We start from the raw sequence: 16,989 nt of genomic DNA, 5'->3' as shown, positions 1-16,989 counted from the left end.
TCACCTCGTCTCTTCTTTGCGCTCCTTCGCACGCAACTGACCGCAGGCTGCATCAATATCATGACCTTGTTCACGGCGAATCGTTACATTCACTCCACGATCTTTTAACGTTTTCTCGAACAAGAAAATTTGTTCACGTGGCGTACGTACATAATCACGTTCAGGTACGTAGTTTACCGGAATCAAGTTCACATGACATTTTACACCTTTTAAGAGCGCAGCAAGCTCTTCAGCATGCTCTACTTGGTCATTTTCTCCTCCAAATAATCCATATTCAAAAGTAATACGACGCCCTGTTCTATTTACATAGTATTTAATAGCTTCCATTAAATCTGGTAATTTATAAGCACGGTTAATCGGCATTAATTTTGAACGTAATTCTGAGTTTGGAGCATGCAATGAAATCGCAAAATTAATTTGTAGATCTTCTTCAGCAAACTTATAAATTTTCGGGATAATTCCACTCGTCGAAACAGTCATATGTCTCGCACCAATATGAAGTCCTTTTTCATGGTTAATGATGCGTAAGAATCCCATTAAATTATCATAGTTATCAAATGGTTCTCCAATCCCCATAACAACAAGAGAACTTACACGTTCTTCTGTTTCATCAAGCGCGCGCTGAACTTCTACTACTTGCGCTACGATTTCTCCAGCTTCTAGGTTTCGCTTTAATCCACCAAGTGTCGAAGCACAGAACGTACACCCAATACGACAACCAACTTGCGTTGTTACACAAATGGAATTTCCATATTCGTGTCGCATTAATACCGTTTCAATAGAATATCCGTCATATAATTGGAATAAGAATTTAATTGTTCCATCCGAAGACGTTTGTTTTACTAACGTGTTTAAAGTAGTAATATCAAAGGAATTCGACAATTTATCACGCAATCCTTTAGAAAGGTTTGACATATCCTCATAATTTTTTACACGTTTTTTATATAACCAATCAAAAATTTGTCCAGCACGGAACTTCGGTTCTCCTTGTTCCTTTAACCAATCTTGCATTTCATGAAGTTGTAAAGAGTAAATTGATGGTTTCTTCGTTTCTAAATTTTTCTTTTGTTTTCTTACAGTCGTTTCCATGATGCTACACCTTCTTCCTTAAACAAGCAATATAAAAGCCATCCGTCGCAAAATAATGCGGTAAAATTTGTACTTGACCTTCATCAATATACGGAGTTAATTTTTCTGGCATACGCTCTTTAAGCGTAGTATCCCATTCAAATTCAGGATGTTCTTGTAAAAATTTCTCTATTACTTGTTCATTTTCTATTTTCTCAATTGTGCACGTACTATAAACAAGACGACCGCCTTGTTTTAATAATGGTGCTATTTTTTCTAGTATTGCAATTTGAATCGTCGATAATCTTTCACTATCACCTTTATCTTTTCCTAACTTAATATCAGGTTTACGTCTAATTACACCAAATCCAGAACACGGTGCATCTACCAATATTTTATCAAACGTTTCATTTGCAAAGTGCTCTTGCACTTTTCTAGCATCTAGCGCTTTTGTTTCGACATTTTCTAGACCAAGTCGCTCTGCTTGCTGTTTAATTAAACGTACTTTGTGTGCATGTAAATCAAGGGACATGACCTTACCAGTTCCCTTTAATCGTTCCGCGATATGCGCTGTTTTTCCGCCTGGAGCAGCACAACTATCAAGAACTGCATCTCCCGTATTCGGTTCTAAAGCGCGTGCTACAAGCATAGAACTTTCATCTTGAATAGAAAGAAATCCTTTTTTAAACGCTTCTGTATGCGCTACATTTCCTCTTTCAATCTGAATTGCATCATCTGACAAGTCACCACGTTTTGCTTCTATACCTTCACTTGCCAACAACTCAATCGCTTCTTCTACCGTTACCTTATCAACATTCACACGTGCTGTTGGTACAGGTGGTAACATGTTTACTTCGCACATTTTCTCTGCAGTTTCTAAGCCATATGCAGAAGTCCACTCTTGTACAAGCCAAACTGGATGACTCGTCGCAATTGCAAGACGTTCTACTGGATCCTTGATTTCATCTACAGAAGGTACACCTTCTCTCTGAATCGAACGTAATACACCGTTCACCATACCAGCAATTCCTTTATGCCCGCGACGCTTTGCAATCTCAACCGCTTCATGAATAGCCGCTCTTTCTGGCACTCGGTCTAAATAAATCATTTGATATAAAGATAAGCGAAGCAATACTCTTACCCACGCCTCAACCTTCTTTTTTAGAAAAGGCTGTAAATAATAATCTAATGTGTCACGACGTTGAATCGTTCCATATACAATTTCAGTTAATAAACCAATATCTTTTCTATCAATTGTACTTTTTTCAATTAGATTATTTAAAAGTAAGTTGCTATATGCACCACTTTTTTCCACTTGAATTAAACCATCAAGAGCTAATTCACGAACATTTTGTCTCATGCATTTTCTCCTAACTTCGTTCCAATTTCAGGTTTTGTTCCACGTAAAAATTGTGAACAACTCATACGCTTTTTACCAGAAGGTTGCAATTCAGTAATTTTAACACCTGTTTCATTACTAGTTGCTACAACAAAACCATCTTCTTCGATTGCAACAATCGTACCTGCTTCAGCCGGTTCAGTTACAGGCACTTTTTCTCCCCACCATACTTTAACAACTTGTCCTGCTAAAGTTGTATAAGCAACTGGCCATGGATTCAATCCGCGAATGTGATTGTATACTTCTTCACCTGTTTTTGTCCAATCAATTTTCTCTTGCTCACGTTTTATATTGTACGCAAACGTTACTTCTTCTTCGTTTTGTTTAATCGGTTCTAACTTACCTTGAATTAATAAAGGTACTGTTTTAGATAGAAGGTGTGCTCCTGCTTCACTTAATTTATCAAATAATGAGCCTGTCGTTTCACGCTCTTCAATTTCAACTTCCACTTGCGTTAAGATATCACCAGCATCCAATTTTTCTACCATATACATAATTGTAATACCTGTTTTTTCTTTACCTTCCATAATTGCATAATGAATTGGTGCACCACCACGAAGTTCAGGAAGTAAAGAAGCGTGAACATTAATACATCCATACTTCGGTGCTTCTAAAATTTCATTTGGTACAATCTGCCCAAATGCAGCTGTTACAATTAAATCTGGCTCTAATGCCAATACTTTTTCATATTCATCTTTTTCACGAATTTTTAACGGCTGTAACACAGGGATACCATGTTTTTCCGCTTCAACTTTAACAGGTGTAGGTGTTAATACTTTTTTTCTACCTACTGGACGATCAGGTTGCGTCACAACACCTACTACCTCATAGCCATCTTCAATAAGACGACGAAGCACCGGCACTGAAAAGTCCGGTGTTCCCATAAACACTACTTTTATCATTTAAAAACCGCTCCTTTTAACACCTATTCTAGTTCGTTTTCTTCATAATATCTTGTCACTTTCGATGTAAATAAAACACCGTGTAAATGATCGATTTCATGTTGAATTGCACGCGCTAAAAATCCTTCCGCTTCTAATAAGAATACTTTCCCACGGCGATTTTGTGCTCTTACTTTAATATAATCGGCACGTTCTACTTCACCATAAAGTCCCGGGAAGCTTAAACAGCCTTCGGGACCTACTTGTTCACCACGTTTTTCTAATATTGATGGATTGATTAACTCGATTTTCCCAGTATCATCATCGACATCAACAACCGCTACTTGCAAGCTTACACCTACTTGAGGCGCAGCTAAACCGACTCCGTCCGCAATTAACATTGTTTCATGCATATCTTTCAACAATTTCACTAACTTTTTATCAAAGTTAATTACTCTTTCGCATGGTGTTTCTAACACTTCATTTGGATGCTTTATTATTTCTAAAACTGCCATATTTCCCTCCGCTACATTAACATTGTTGGATTAAAATCAATTGAGATTTGTAGCTCTTTTTGCATTTCTGCTTGATAATGTTCATTTACCATTTTGAGCACGTTCTTTAAGTTTGGTTCCCGTTTGTATTTTATCATGCATTGATAACGATATCTATCTTTTATCCTTGGAATCGCTGAAGCAACTGGTCCTAGCACCATTGTTTGCTGTGAGCAATGCGTTCGTAAATACGAGGCAATTTTTTCCGTCACTTGTACCGCTTTTAATAATTCAGAATGAGATACAGTTACGAGTACAACATAGTAATATGGGGGATATTGTCTTGTTCGTCTCATTTGCATTTCTTGGTCAAAAAACACATCATATTGTTGGTTCTTCGCTAACTCTATACTGTAATGTTCTGGCGTATACGTTTGAATCACAACTTCCCCTGGCAATTCATGTCTACCCGCTCGTCCACTTACTTGCGTCAATAGCTGATATGTCTTTTCACTCGCCCGAAAATCAGGTAAGTGAAGCATCGTATCTGCAGTTAACACCCCAACGAGCGTTACTTTCGGAAAATCTAATCCTTTAGCAATCATTTGTGTTCCGAGTAATATATCTGCTTTTTCTTCCCCGAACGCCTTTAATAATTTTTCATGCATTCCTTTTCGACTTGTCGTATCTACATCCATTCGAATGACTCGTGCCTCTGGAAATAGTTTTGTAATTTCTTCTTCTACCTTTTGTGTACCTGTACCAAAGAAACGAATGTATGTACTTTGACAAGCTGGACACTCAGTTGGCATATTCTCTTCGTAACTACAATAATGACATTTTAAACGATGATTCATTTTATGATATGTCAATGAAATATCACAATGCGGACATTGAACAACATACCCACAATCACGGCACATAACAAATGTAGAATGACCTCTTCTATTTAAAAAGAGTACCATTTGTTCTTTCTTTTCTAATCGATCTGCTATTTTTTCATGCAGCGCCTTAGAAAACATTGATCGATTCCCGTCACGAAGTTCTTCTCGCATGTCAACAATCTCTACCGTTGGTAAAGCTTGTTCATTCATACGTTTTTCCATTGTTAATAGTTCATAAACACCTTTTTTCGCCCTTGCAAACGATTCAAGTGTTGGTGTCGCACTACCAAGAACGATAGGACATTTATGATATTGTCCTCTCCAGACAGCTACATCTCTTGCATGATACCTCGGATTATCTTCTTGTTTGTAACTTGATTCATGCTCTTCATCAATAATAATAATCCCTAAATTCTCAAAAGGCGCAAAAACAGCTGAACGCGCACCAACTACAACTTTCACTTCTTTTCTTAAAATCTTACGCCACTCGTCATACTTTTCTCCAACAGACAACGCACTATGAAGAACTGCAACTTGTGAGCCAAACCTACCTTTAAAACGATCCACCATTTGGGGCGTTAGTGCAATTTCAGGAACAAGAACGATAGCTTCTTTTCCTTTCTTGAGCACTGCTGCTATAGATTGTAAATATACTTCTGTCTTTCCACTTCCTGTAACACCATATAGTAAAAATGGATTATAAGTTTCATTTGTAATTGATGATAAAATCGGTGTAATAACTTGTTTTTGTTCCTCCGTAAGCGGAAATGGTTTTGTTTGTTCAAAATCATCATCGTCATACGGATTTCGGTATACTTCCACATACTTTTCTGAAATGAATCCCTTTTTAACAAGTGCTTTTATTGGAGCATCTGTTATTTGTAACTCTTCTGTAATTACTTTCAACGGTGCACTTTTATAATTTTCCACAAAATAATAAAGTACATCTTGTTGTTTTTTACTTTTCAGTTCAAATGCCGCTAATTCCAATTTATCTTCTGGCAACTCCGGCTGAACCACTCTTTGCTTCTTCTTTTGTACTTTATCTTTCACTTGATAAACGACTTCAACCGTACCATTTTTAATTTCTTGTTGAATAGTTCGGTATAAATGTGGCTGTTGCTCGATTACTTCAAAATCAATTGCTTCTTTATCCTGAAATAAATATAGTATTTCAGGTGCTATTTCTTCCTGTTTACAAAGTTGTAGACGTTTTTTATACATTGCTTTTATCGCAGTTGGAAGCATCACTTGAAAAGCTGAAATCATGTAGCATAACGTTTCACTTGTAAGCCAATATCCAAGCTTTAATAATTCATCATTTAAAACCGGTGTTACATCTAATATTTCATGGATTGTCTTTAACTTCTTACTTTCTACATCCACCGAATCTTTAATCCCAATAATAAAACCTTGCAATTTTCTTGGGCCAAACGGAACTACTACACGCATTCCTGTCTGTACAATATCTTCCCATTTTTTAGGGATAATGTAATCAAATGGTCGATCTGTCTGACGAGCAGGTACATCAACAATTACACTTGCAAATTTCATAAACGATCATCTTCTAACATCATTTCAATTTGCTTCAATATTTCACGAGCTACCTCTTTTTTCATTAAAAGTGGCAACTCAATAACTTTTCCATCTTTTCTATACATTGTTACAATATTCGTATCCGTGCCAAATCCAGCTCCTTGCGCTTTTACATCATTCGCGACAATCATATCTGCATTTTTCTCACGTAGTTTTTTCGTTGCATATTCCTCTACATTTGTCGTTTCAGCAGCAAAACCGATAAGTAACTGTTTATCCTTTTTCTGACCTAACGTTTTTAAAATATCCACCGTTCTTTCAAGTTCAATGACAGCATCACCATTTTGCTTTTTCATTTTATTCTCATGAACATATTTCGGACGATAATCTGCAACTGCTGCTGTTTTAATGACAACGTCTACGTTTTTATAATGTTGAAGAACCACTTCTAACATATCTTGTGCAGATTCCACTTGCACTGTCGTTACATGTAACGGTGGATTTAATGCTGTCGGTCCTGAAACGAGTATAACATCAGCGCCTAAATTCGCTGCCACTTCCGCAATCGCATACCCCATTTTTCCAGAAGAAAAATTTGTCATAAAACGAACTGGATCAACCTTTTCACGTGTTGGGCCAGCAGTTATTAATATTCTTTTTCCCTGCAATGGTTTGTGTTCTGAGAAAGCTTCCTCTAACCGTGCAATAATTGCTTCAGGTTCTTCTAGTCGTCCCTTCGCTACATATCCACATGCTAAAAAGCCTTCCCCAGGCTCAATAAATGTATATCCTAGCGTTTTCAATGTCATCATATTTTTTTGAACTATTTTATTTTCATACATATGCACATTCATAGCAGGCGCAATCCATACCGGAGCTGTAGTAGCTAACAAAGTAGTTGTAATCATATCATCTGCAATACCACCAGCTAACTTTCCAATACAATTGGCAGTAGCAGGTGCGACAAGTACAACATCCGCCCAATCTGCTAAATCAATATGAGCAATAACAGCTGAGTCTTTCTCATCAAATGTATCCGTATATACATCATGGCGAGAAAGCGCTTGGAATGTAAGAGGCGTAACAAACTTCATTGCCGACTCACTCATCATTACTTTTACAATCGCGCCAGATTGTGTCAATTTACTCGTTAACGCAGCTGCTTTAAAAACCGCAATGCCTCCTGTTACACATAGAAGTATCTTTTTCCCTTTTAGCATATGACTCGTCCTCTTTCTTTTTCAAACTTATAATACTGAAATAGAATTCTCAGCTCGTCAGTACCAATATTTCATTCCTTTCGTAAAAAAATAACAACCTACTTGTAAATAGGTTGTTACCGTTACATAGAAAATTATAAAGTCTATGTTTTATTTTGTCGAAGGCAAAGGCTTATTCAGCTACTTTATCTTCACTTGGTACGTAGCTTAATGCTTCTGCATCGATTTCTTCTAATGCTTTACCTACACATTTATGAGAAACAGGTTTTTCTACAACACAGTTATTAGCAAGTTGCATTTCACGCGCGCGTTTTGCAGCTACTGTTACTAATGTGTACTTAGAATCGATTTTTTGTAGTAATGAGTCAATTGATGGATTTAACATAATTATAGACCCTCCGTCATTTCTTTATAATATTTTGCTACCCTTTCGCGGCGGCAATGTTCGCCAACCACAATTGCTTTAATTCTATCACAAGCTAATTCAACTTGATCGTTTTCTACTACATAGTCGTAAGCGTCCATCATCTCGATTTCTTCTTTCGCTACAGTTAAACGATTTTCAATAACATCTTCAGTCTCTGTACCACGTCCGACAATACGGCTTTTTAGTTCAGATAAACTTGGAGGTGCTAAGAAAATAAATACACCTTCTGGGAAAGCTTTCTTAACTTGAATTGCTCCTTGCACTTCAATTTCTAAGAATACATCTTTTCCTTCTTGTAATGTTTTTTCAACATAGTCAATCGGTGTTCCGTAATAATTACCTACGAACTCAGCCCACTCAAGTAATTTTTCATTACGAATCATTTCCTCGAATTCTTCTCTTTCTTTAAAGAAATAATCCACACCATCTACTTCACCTTCACGCGGCTTACGTGTCGTTACTGAAATAGAGTACTGAAAACGTGTATCCTCATGGCTAAACAGCTCTTTACGAACCGTCCCTTTTCCAACCCCAGAAGGCCCTGAAAGAACGATGAGCAATCCTCTTCTACTTCTCATAAATATGTAAAACCTACCCTTCCTCACTTAAATCTTCTTTATTATTCAAACGATGTGCAATCGTCTCTGGTTGAATTGGACTTAATACAACATGCCCATCATCCATAACAATAACCGCCCTTGTTTTTCTCCCATACGTAGCATCAAGCAAAGCATTATGTTCGCGTGCTTCCTGTACTGTTCGTTTAATAGGAGCTGACTCCGGACTTACAATAGCAATAATTCGATGAGCAGATACAATATTTCCGTATCCAATATTTAAAAACCGCATGGCCATAGTTTGCGCCTCCTAGTAAGTCTATCCGATTTCTCCACCACGTATAACTTTATATATTTTTTGAAAGCTACTCAATATTTTGTACTTGTTCACGAATTTTTTCAAGGTTATTTTTCATTTCTACAACATATTTTGAAATTGTTAAGTCATTTGCCTTAGAACCAATCGTATTAATTTCTCTATGCATCTCTTGCACGATGAAATCCATTTTCCTTCCAACAGGCTCTTCAATCTGCAATGTTTCACGAAATTGCTCTAAATGACTTTGCAAACGAACTAACTCTTCATGAATATCACAACGCTCTGCAAAGATTGCGACTTCTGTTAGCAATCTTTGTTCATCTAGATCTTGATTATGTAATTCTTTTAAGCGATTTTCTAATCGTTCACGATATTTTTGTGTAACAATTGGTGCATGTGGAATAATTGCATTTACACAATTGCTAATCTCTTGTAAACGATACGCTATATCTTTATGTAATCGTTCTCCTTCGCCATCTCTCATCGTTTTCAACATATGAGCAGCTTGACGAACAGCCTCATATAAACTGTTCTCAAAATGTTCATTTACATTTTCTATTTCTTCAATTGCTGTTACTTCTGGCATTGCCATTAATTGCTGAAGTGTAATAGAATCTTGTAATTGAAATTTCCCTTTTATATCTTCCATCATCGATTGGTACTGCTCAAGAAGTGACCAATTCACACTTAATTTTCTTTCAACAAGTCCTTCACCCGCTATACTAATAGACACTTCAATGCGTCCACGTCGAACTTGCTGTGCAATTATTTTACGAATTTTGTCCTCAAATACCATCATTTGCTTAGGAAGTCGAATACTCATCTCTAAAAAACGGTGGTTCACCGATTTCATTTCTACTGTAATTTGAAAAGTATCACTTTCTACTTTCGATCTTCCAAACCCTGTCATACTAGAAATCATTTTTATCACATCCAAGCCATAAAATAACTCAATGAAAAAGGTAATAGAGACAAGGCTCTACTACCTTCTGTAAATTATATCACATTTTCATAACATTGACTATTTCAAGTTTAATCCCTTCTTATATAATATCGGCTTTTTCTTCTTAGTCTTTTTCCCTGTTAATAAAGAACCTACTAGTAAGAAAGTCGGAATTGATGATAAACCTCCAATTAATAACCAATCTCTTGCTTGTATCGGCATTGTGCTAAAGATTGGTTGTAACGGTGGATAATATATAACCACTAGCATGAGTAGTAACGAAATAATAACCGCCCCTACTAAATACACGTTCCCAAATGGATTACGGTGAAAGACAGAATGCTCACTACGACAATCAAATACATGAATAAGCTGAGCAAGTACCAACGTCGCGAACGCTACAGTTTGTGCATATTTCAGTTCATTTGGATGTTGGTTATACGCAATAATAAACGCCACTAACGTCACTGCTCCAATTAAAAACCCTCGACTTATTATTTTCCACGCAAGCCCTCTAGCGAATACCCCTTCTTTCGGGTGACGCGGTGTTCTCTTCATCACATCTCCTTCAGCCTTATCCAAACCTAATGCCATCGCTGGTAAACCATCAGTAACTAAGTTCACCCATAAAATTTGAATAGGAACCATCGGCAGTGGTAATGCAAGTAACATCGCAAATAACATAACTAAAATTTCTCCAACATTTGACGCCAATAAGTAGCGAATGAACTTACGTATGTTCTCATATATATTTCTTCCTTCTTTAATTGCTGATTTAATTGTAGCAAAATTATCGTCTAGTAAAACAAGTGAAGAGGCTTCTTTCGCAACATCTGTCCCTGTAATTCCCATCGCTATCCCAATATCCGCTGTTTTTATCGCTGGAGCATCGTTCACTCCATCACCTGTCATCGCTACTATATGTCCTTGATTTTGCAGTGCCTTAACAATTTTCAATTTATGCTCAGGTGATACACGAGCGAATACATACGTATCTTCTACAACATTTTCTAATTCCTCCACATCCATATTCGCGAGTTCTACTCCTTCAACAACGCGTCCATCTGGTGGTAAAACTCCTAATTGTTCAGCAATCGCCATTGCTGTCACTTTATGATCACCTGTAATCATTACTGTTCGAATACCAGCTTCTTTACACTCTTTTACCGCCTGCGCCACTTCTGGCCTTGGCGGGTCAATCATACCTTGTATTCCAACCAACATAAAATCTTTTTCAACGTCTCTTTCATGTTCAATAGAATCCGTGACTTTTAAAGGTTTAAACGCAACTGCAATTGTTCGAAGCGCTTGACTACCTAAGCTATGAATAGCCGCCTGTACTTCTTTTCTATATAGCTCACTTAACGGCTGCTGCTTATCCCCCCATAAGATTGTTTGACTCAGTTGCAAAAGAACATCCGGTGCTCCTTTCGTAACAATAAACTTTTTCCCCTCTCGATCTCGTACAATAACACTCATCATTTTTCGAGTTGAATCAAAGGGGAATTCACGAATAATTTCAAATTTCCCTTTTAATGCCTCACGTGTTATCCCAGCTTTCATTGCTGCAGCTACAAGCGCTCCCTCTGTCGGATCTCCATCTAATACGTACGCCTTTTTCTTTTGAATAATATTTGCATTGTTACATAGTGAACCAAATGTAAGTAGCTGATAAAGTGATTTTGTCTTAGCTGGATTCACTTCTTTTTCACCTTTCATAAAAGAGCCATTAGGTTCATATCCTTGCCCTGTCACTTTCCACAATTCTCCGCCTGACCACATATGTGTTACCATCATTTTGTTTTGCGTCATTGTTCCCGTTTTATCAGAGCATATAACAGAAGCGCAGCCTAACGTTTCTACGGCCGGTAACTTCCTTACAATTGCTCTCTTTTTTATCATACGCTGTACACCAAGTGATAAAGCTACTGTAACAATTGCTGGCAATCCTTCTGGAATAGCCGCAACAGCTAGCGATACGCCAGCTAAAAACATATGATATACTTCATTCCCTTGATACACACCAGCCAATACAACGAGCGCTGTCAAAATAAGAGCTACAATAATTAATATTTTTCCGAGCTGTTCTAACCTTCTTTGCAGTGGCGTTTCCATTTGCTCTGCATTTTGCAACATATTTGCAATTTGCCCCATCGCTGTATTCATACCAGTTGCTACAACGACTCCTGTACCAGATCCTCGCGTAATCATTGTCCCCATAAAAGCCATATTTTTTTGATCCCCAATTGCAACATCTTGCCCTTGCAATGCTTCTACCTTCTTTTGTACAGGTACGGACTCCCCTGTCAAAGCAGACTCTTCAATATATAAACTTGATGCCTCAACAAGACGCACATCAGCCCCAATACGATCACCACTGGAAAACTTAATAATATCACCTAAAACAAGTGCTTTAGATGGTGCTTTTACCCACTTTCCATTCCGCATTACAGTAACTTGCGGAGCGGCTAGTTCCTTTAAAGCTTCCAATGATTTTTCAGCTTTTCTTTCTTGAAAAAAGCCGAGAATACCATTGATAATAACAATGGCAACAATAGCAATAGAATCAATGTATTCACCTAAAAACGCAGAAACAATTGTTGCTCCAAACAAAACGAGTACCATAAAATCTTTAAACTGTGCTAAAAATACCATTAGTGCAGAAGGCCTTTTTGCTTCTTCTAATTCATTAGTACCAAATTTCTTTACTCGCCCTTCTGCTTCTTTCTCTGTAAGTCCAACCTTTACATTCGTATTCGTTCTTTCTTCCACTTCATGTGCTCGCATTCCATACCAGTTCATCCTGCTATCGACCTCCTGATTCCAGACATACTCTATTGAAAGCTTATTCAGCCTCGTCCAAAAAAATGCTATAATTAACATTTAGTTAGAAAGGAGTGTTCATTTATGGCATTCGATGGATTATTTACAAGAGCGATTACACATGAAATTGAAAATTCTCTTTACACAGGAAGAATTTCCAAAATATATCAACCTTCAAAATACGAGATTTTATTACATATTCGAGCGAATGGAAAGAACCAAAAACTAATTCTTTCATCTCATCCTACATATGCGCGTATGCACTTAACGAATCAAAACTACGATTCGCCAGCAATACCGCCGATGTTCTGTATGCTTCTTCGCAAACATTTAGAAGGTGGATTTATTGAAAAAATTGAACAAATCGACTTAGAACGCATTATTCAAATTACTGTTCGCAGTCGTAATGAAATCGGAGACGAATCATTAAAAACATTAGTAATTGAAATAATGGGACGACATAGTAACATTATCTTATTAGATACGAAAACAAACGTGATTTTAGATAGCTTAAAACACGTTTCATTAGCCGTAAACCGTCACCGAACTGTATATGCTGGTGCTGAGTACGTCGCGCCACCAGCCCAACATAAAATCAATCCTCTGCAAATTGAAACCGCAGATGATTTTATTAGACCGCTAGACTTTCTATCTGGAAATATGGATAAACAACTCGTCGGTGCTTTCATGGGAATATCCCCATTATTTGCAAAAGAAATAGTAAAGAAAGCCGGTATGGTAAACGAGAAAGCATTATCAGAAGCATTTTTCTCTATACAAACACCATTACTATCTCATGCATATACACCTACAATGATTACTGCAAATGGAAAAGAATTCTTTTATCTTTTCCCTCTTACACACTTGCAAGGAGAAGAAAAAACATTCTCATCAGTAAGCGAATTGTTAGATCGTTTCTTCTTTGGCAAAGCAGAACGTGATCGTGTAAAACAACAAGCTCATGATTTAGAACGCTTTATGCAAAACGAAAAAAATAAAAACGAGAAAAAACTCATTAAACTCCAAAAAACACTGCAAGATGCTGGAAAAGCAGATAAATATCAACTATTTGGAGAGCTACTTACAGCCAATATGTACGCTTTAAAAAAGGGCGATAAAGATATTGAGGTCGTTAATTATTACGATGAGAATGGTGGAACTGTAAAAATTACATTAGATCCTTTAAAAACACCATCTGAAAATGCACAACGCTATTTCCAAAAGTATCAAAAAGCAAAAAATTCAGTTGTTGTTGTAGAAGAACAAATCGAAAAAACAAATGAAGAAATTCTTTATTTTGATAGCTTACTTCAACAAATGGAAGCTGCTTCTTCAAAAGATATTGAAGAAATTCGTGAGGAATTAGCTGAAGAAGGTTATGTGCGCAATCGTAAAACGAAAAACGCAAAGAAAAAGCCTACTAAACCAGTATTAGATAAATATGTAGCAAGTGATGGCACAGAGATTTTCGTTGGTAAAAACAATAAACAAAATGATTATTTAACAACGAAGTTTGCCCGCCGTGATGAAATTTGGTTACATACGAAAGACATACCTGGCTCTCACGTTGTCATTCGTTCTTTAGAACCTGCTGAAGAAACTTTACTAGAAGCTGCCAAAATTGCTGCCTATTACAGTAAAGCGAAAGAGTCTAGCTCTGTACCTGTTGATTTCACCAAAATACGCCATGTCAAAAAACCGAGTGGTGCAAAACTTGGTTTTGTTACGTACGACAATCAGCAAACCGTATATGTAACACCAGATGCTGATATTGTAATGAAATTAAAAGCGTAAATAAAAAATGCGTTGCTTATAAGCAACGCATTTTTTTATATTCGTTCACACTAATTCATATACCCATTTACTAATTCATAACACCTTGCTTTTGTCATCTTATATTTCTCTTCTGAGGCTTCGATACGCCTCATCGTTCCGTTATTTGTATCAGTACCAATTGCTTTAACTTTACTTTCTTTTTCTTTAACCCACGCAATTTGTTTCGTTTTTAACGACTGGAACGCATCAGCTGACATCGTACTTTTTAATGTACTGTAAATTTCATTTAGTTTATTATCCCACAGTTCATAATTTCCTTCTATTTCATTTACTATATCATTGGTTGACATAGCATTCGTATGTTTTTCTTGTTTATCTATAGCAGCTAATTCGCTTAAAACATTTGCTCTATCTATCTTTGAAGAAGATTCTTTTTGCGATTGTTTCTCGTCTTTTGAGCCTGTATACGCACTGGAATCCTTTCTCTGTACTTGTTCTGTTTCTTGAATATTTCTTTCTTTCGTTACTTTTTCATACCTATTTTCATCTACATTGTATGAAATAAGAGATGTTTTCGCATTTACAGTAATTAATCCGTTACTATCTTTGAATATATATTTCTTATCGCCACTATTTTCTTCACTTACAAATGACACATTCTTATCGTCTGGCATTTGTAAAATTCTATTTGCTTCTTCTTTTGTAAGTTTTAAATCTTCAGGAAAAACGAATGACCATTTATCCATTAACCATTCCCCTTCTTTATACACCAAATGAAATTCCCATTCTTGGGCCGCATGACCTATTTCATCTTCTAAACTTAATGTATGTACCGTTAAATTTTCTTTATCTTGTGAAGAAGAAAATCTTATTTCAGATTGAAAATAATTTGGGAATGGTAACATATCAGTCTCTCTTGATCTATTAAAGTTATTAAGCAATTCAGGAAGCTGATTCTCTACAAACTTTTTTGAAACTAATCCCTTAACTCCTTTTTTAACTGTCTCTAAATCCCCAGAATTATTTCGGCTCCATCCATTTTCTTTTTCCATCTCACTAAACGCGTTTGCTATTCCATCTACACTCTTTCTTACAATCTTTTTTGCTTCTTTTTCTGTCACTTCTGGCGCTTCATCAAGCTGGTCAATCATTTTATTCACTTGAACTTTGTTTTCACTTGTTTCACACCCCGTTATAACAAGCATACTAGCGGCCAAACAAAATGACATTACTTTACTTAATTTCTTCATACATTCACATTCCTTAACTCAATTTTTTCGTTACATCTCTTTACCTACAAAAAAACGTAACAATCCCTTATTATACCAATCTTTTAATTTGTTTATACAAAAAATATAATATTTAAATTAAAAAGATTTTGTTTGCAAGTTTACATTATTGTTCATTCACATAAAAACTTACTGTAAAAATTATATATATATTTATTTTACATCCGTCTAGTTTTTTTGACACACAGCTACCCTCTTCTCTTTTATTCTAAATAAATATATTGGCACAATTCTTGCTTTATTAATATAAAAAGGAGGAATTAAAATGAATATAAGAATAACTAACATCCAAAAACAACTACATAATTACGGAATCGACGGGTTACTTATTACAAAGAAAGAAAACCGTCAATATGCAACAGGCTTTACAGGTAGCGCTGGCGTCGTCTTAATCTCTGCCGATCAAGCTGTTTTTATCACTGATTTCCGCTATGTAGATCAAGCGAAATCACAAATAAAAGATGCTGAAATTATTATGCATAAAGGAAATTTAGAAAAAGAAATTGCACATCAAGTATCGAAATTAAACATTCAAAAACTTGGAATTGAAGAAAACAACATGACATTGCAACAATATAAAAACTTGCAAAAATACGTACAGGCGGAAATGATTCAAGTGTGCGAAATTATCGAAAATATTCGTATCATTAAAGACACGCCTGAAATAGAAACAATGAAAATTGCAGCTAATATCGCGGACGAAGCATTTCACCACATTCTTACGTTTCTAAAACCAGGAATAAGTGAAAATGCTGTACGAGATGAATTAGAATTTTTCATGCGAAAAAAAGGGGCTACATCTTCTTCATTCCAAATCATTGTAGCCTCAGGCGTTCGTTCTTCACTTCCCCATGGAGTTGCATCAAATAAAATAATCGAACGAGGGGATATCGTTACATTAGACTTCGGTGCACTTTACGACGGATATTGTTCCGATATAACACGTACTGTAGCAATAGGGGAACCATCGGAAGAATTCAAAAAAATATACAATGTTGTACGAGAAGCGTTAAAACGTGGGACTGAAGCGATTAAGCCTGGAGAAACTGCGAAAAGTATCGATGATATAACGAGGGATTACATTACAGAACATGGATACGGTCAATACTTTGGCCACTCTACTGGGCACGGTCTTGGGTTAGAAATACATGAACCGCTTCGCCTATCCCAAGAAAGTAAGGTAACTTTACAAGAAGGTATGGTTGTTACAGTTGAGCCGGGCATTTACATACCGAACTGGGGCGGTTGTAGAATTGAAGACGATATCGTCATTACAAAAGAAGGCTATGAAGTTATTACAAAATCAAATCGGGAACTAATTGTAATCCCTTGTTAATAACAAAACTTTTTCTTTGCACATAGAATTCCTTCTC

14 protein-coding genes are annotated in these 16,989 nt (G+C 36.4%); 2 read left to right on the top strand and 12 right to left on the bottom strand.

Annotation, left to right across the window (positions count from 1 at the left end; all coding sequences use genetic code 11):
- The 11 genes from rlmN to GBN78_RS02270 form a co-directional block, all read right to left on the bottom strand.
- The gene (gene rlmN, locus GBN78_RS02320; protein ID WP_000450541.1) at positions 1–1,089 is read right to left on the bottom strand and encodes a dual-specificity RNA methyltransferase RlmN; all 1,089 of its coding nucleotides are present in this window, start codon (positions 1,087–1,089) and stop codon (positions 1–3) included.
- Positions 1,090–1,093: 4 nt separating this feature from the next.
- Positions 1,094–2,428 (bottom strand): 16S rRNA (cytosine(967)-C(5))-methyltransferase RsmB, encoded by a 1,335-nt coding sequence (rsmB, locus tag GBN78_RS02315; RefSeq protein WP_001249682.1) that lies wholly within the window; start codon positions 2,426–2,428, stop codon positions 1,094–1,096.
- Positions 2,425–3,369 (bottom strand): methionyl-tRNA formyltransferase, encoded by a 945-nt coding sequence (fmt, locus tag GBN78_RS02310; RefSeq protein WP_000598805.1) that lies wholly within the window; start codon positions 3,367–3,369, stop codon positions 2,425–2,427. The genes rsmB and fmt overlap by 4 nt, the downstream gene beginning before the upstream one ends.
- A gap of 23 nt (positions 3,370–3,392) precedes the next feature.
- On the bottom strand, positions 3,393–3,863 hold the full coding sequence (gene def, locus GBN78_RS02305; protein ID WP_000279455.1) for a peptide deformylase: 471 nt from the start codon (positions 3,861–3,863) through the stop codon (positions 3,393–3,395).
- Positions 3,864–3,874: 11 nt separating this feature from the next.
- A complete protein-coding gene (gene priA, locus GBN78_RS02300) occupies positions 3,875–6,280 on the bottom strand; it encodes a primosomal protein N' (protein WP_152126896.1) in 2,406 nt (801 codons plus the stop codon).
- Positions 6,277–7,482 carry a bifunctional phosphopantothenoylcysteine decarboxylase/phosphopantothenate--cysteine ligase CoaBC gene (gene coaBC / locus GBN78_RS02295; RefSeq protein ID WP_000911751.1) on the bottom strand — a complete coding sequence of 402 codons (1,206 nt, stop codon included), beginning with the start codon at positions 7,480–7,482 and terminating at the stop codon, positions 6,277–6,279. Before coaBC ends, priA begins: the two co-directional genes overlap by 4 nt.
- A gap of 172 nt (positions 7,483–7,654) precedes the next feature.
- Positions 7,655–7,867, bottom strand: a complete 213-nt coding sequence (gene rpoZ / locus GBN78_RS02290; RefSeq protein WP_000933960.1) for a DNA-directed RNA polymerase subunit omega — start codon at positions 7,865–7,867, stop codon at positions 7,655–7,657.
- Positions 7,868–7,869: 2 nt separating this feature from the next.
- Positions 7,870–8,487, bottom strand: coding sequence for a guanylate kinase (gene gmk / locus GBN78_RS02285; RefSeq protein ID WP_001257741.1), 618 nt, complete (start codon positions 8,485–8,487; stop codon positions 7,870–7,872).
- Between the two features lie 13 nt (positions 8,488–8,500).
- Positions 8,501–8,764 (bottom strand): extracellular matrix/biofilm regulator RemA, encoded by a 264-nt coding sequence (gene remA, locus GBN78_RS02280; RefSeq protein WP_001251456.1) that lies wholly within the window; start codon positions 8,762–8,764, stop codon positions 8,501–8,503.
- Positions 8,765–8,831: 67 nt separating this feature from the next.
- On the bottom strand, positions 8,832–9,707 hold the full coding sequence (locus tag GBN78_RS02275; RefSeq protein ID WP_000625869.1) for a YicC/YloC family endoribonuclease: 876 nt from the start codon (positions 9,705–9,707) through the stop codon (positions 8,832–8,834).
- 99 nt (positions 9,708–9,806) lie between these two features.
- Positions 9,807–12,530, bottom strand: a complete 2,724-nt coding sequence (locus tag GBN78_RS02270; RefSeq protein ID WP_001104777.1) for a calcium-translocating P-type ATPase, SERCA-type — start codon at positions 12,528–12,530, stop codon at positions 9,807–9,809.
- Positions 12,531–12,635: 105 nt separating this feature from the next.
- Between GBN78_RS02270 and GBN78_RS02265 the strand changes: the two genes are divergently transcribed.
- A complete protein-coding gene (locus GBN78_RS02265) occupies positions 12,636–14,345 on the top strand; it encodes an Rqc2 family fibronectin-binding protein (RefSeq protein ID WP_000863278.1) in 1,710 nt (569 codons plus the stop codon).
- 50 nt (positions 14,346–14,395) lie between these two features.
- Here the strand turns inward: GBN78_RS02265 and GBN78_RS02260 are convergent, their stop codons facing one another.
- The gene (locus tag GBN78_RS02260) at positions 14,396–15,577 is read right to left on the bottom strand and encodes a lysozyme inhibitor LprI family protein (protein WP_000736528.1); all 1,182 of its coding nucleotides are present in this window, start codon (positions 15,575–15,577) and stop codon (positions 14,396–14,398) included.
- 304 nt (positions 15,578–15,881) lie between these two features.
- Between GBN78_RS02260 and GBN78_RS02255 the strand changes: the two genes are divergently transcribed.
- Positions 15,882–16,952: a M24 family metallopeptidase gene (locus GBN78_RS02255; RefSeq protein WP_001026208.1), complete on the top strand. Its 1,071-nt coding sequence runs from the start codon at positions 15,882–15,884 to the stop codon at positions 16,950–16,952.
- Positions 16,953–16,989: the final 37 nt, after the last annotated feature.

It is taken from the genome of Bacillus sp. B2-WWTP-C-10-Post-4 (assembly GCF_009183805.1).
Classification (GTDB): domain Bacteria; phylum Bacillota; class Bacilli; order Bacillales; family Bacillaceae_G; genus Bacillus_A; species Bacillus_A cereus.
This window is presented reverse-complemented; position numbering and strand designations above follow the sequence as displayed.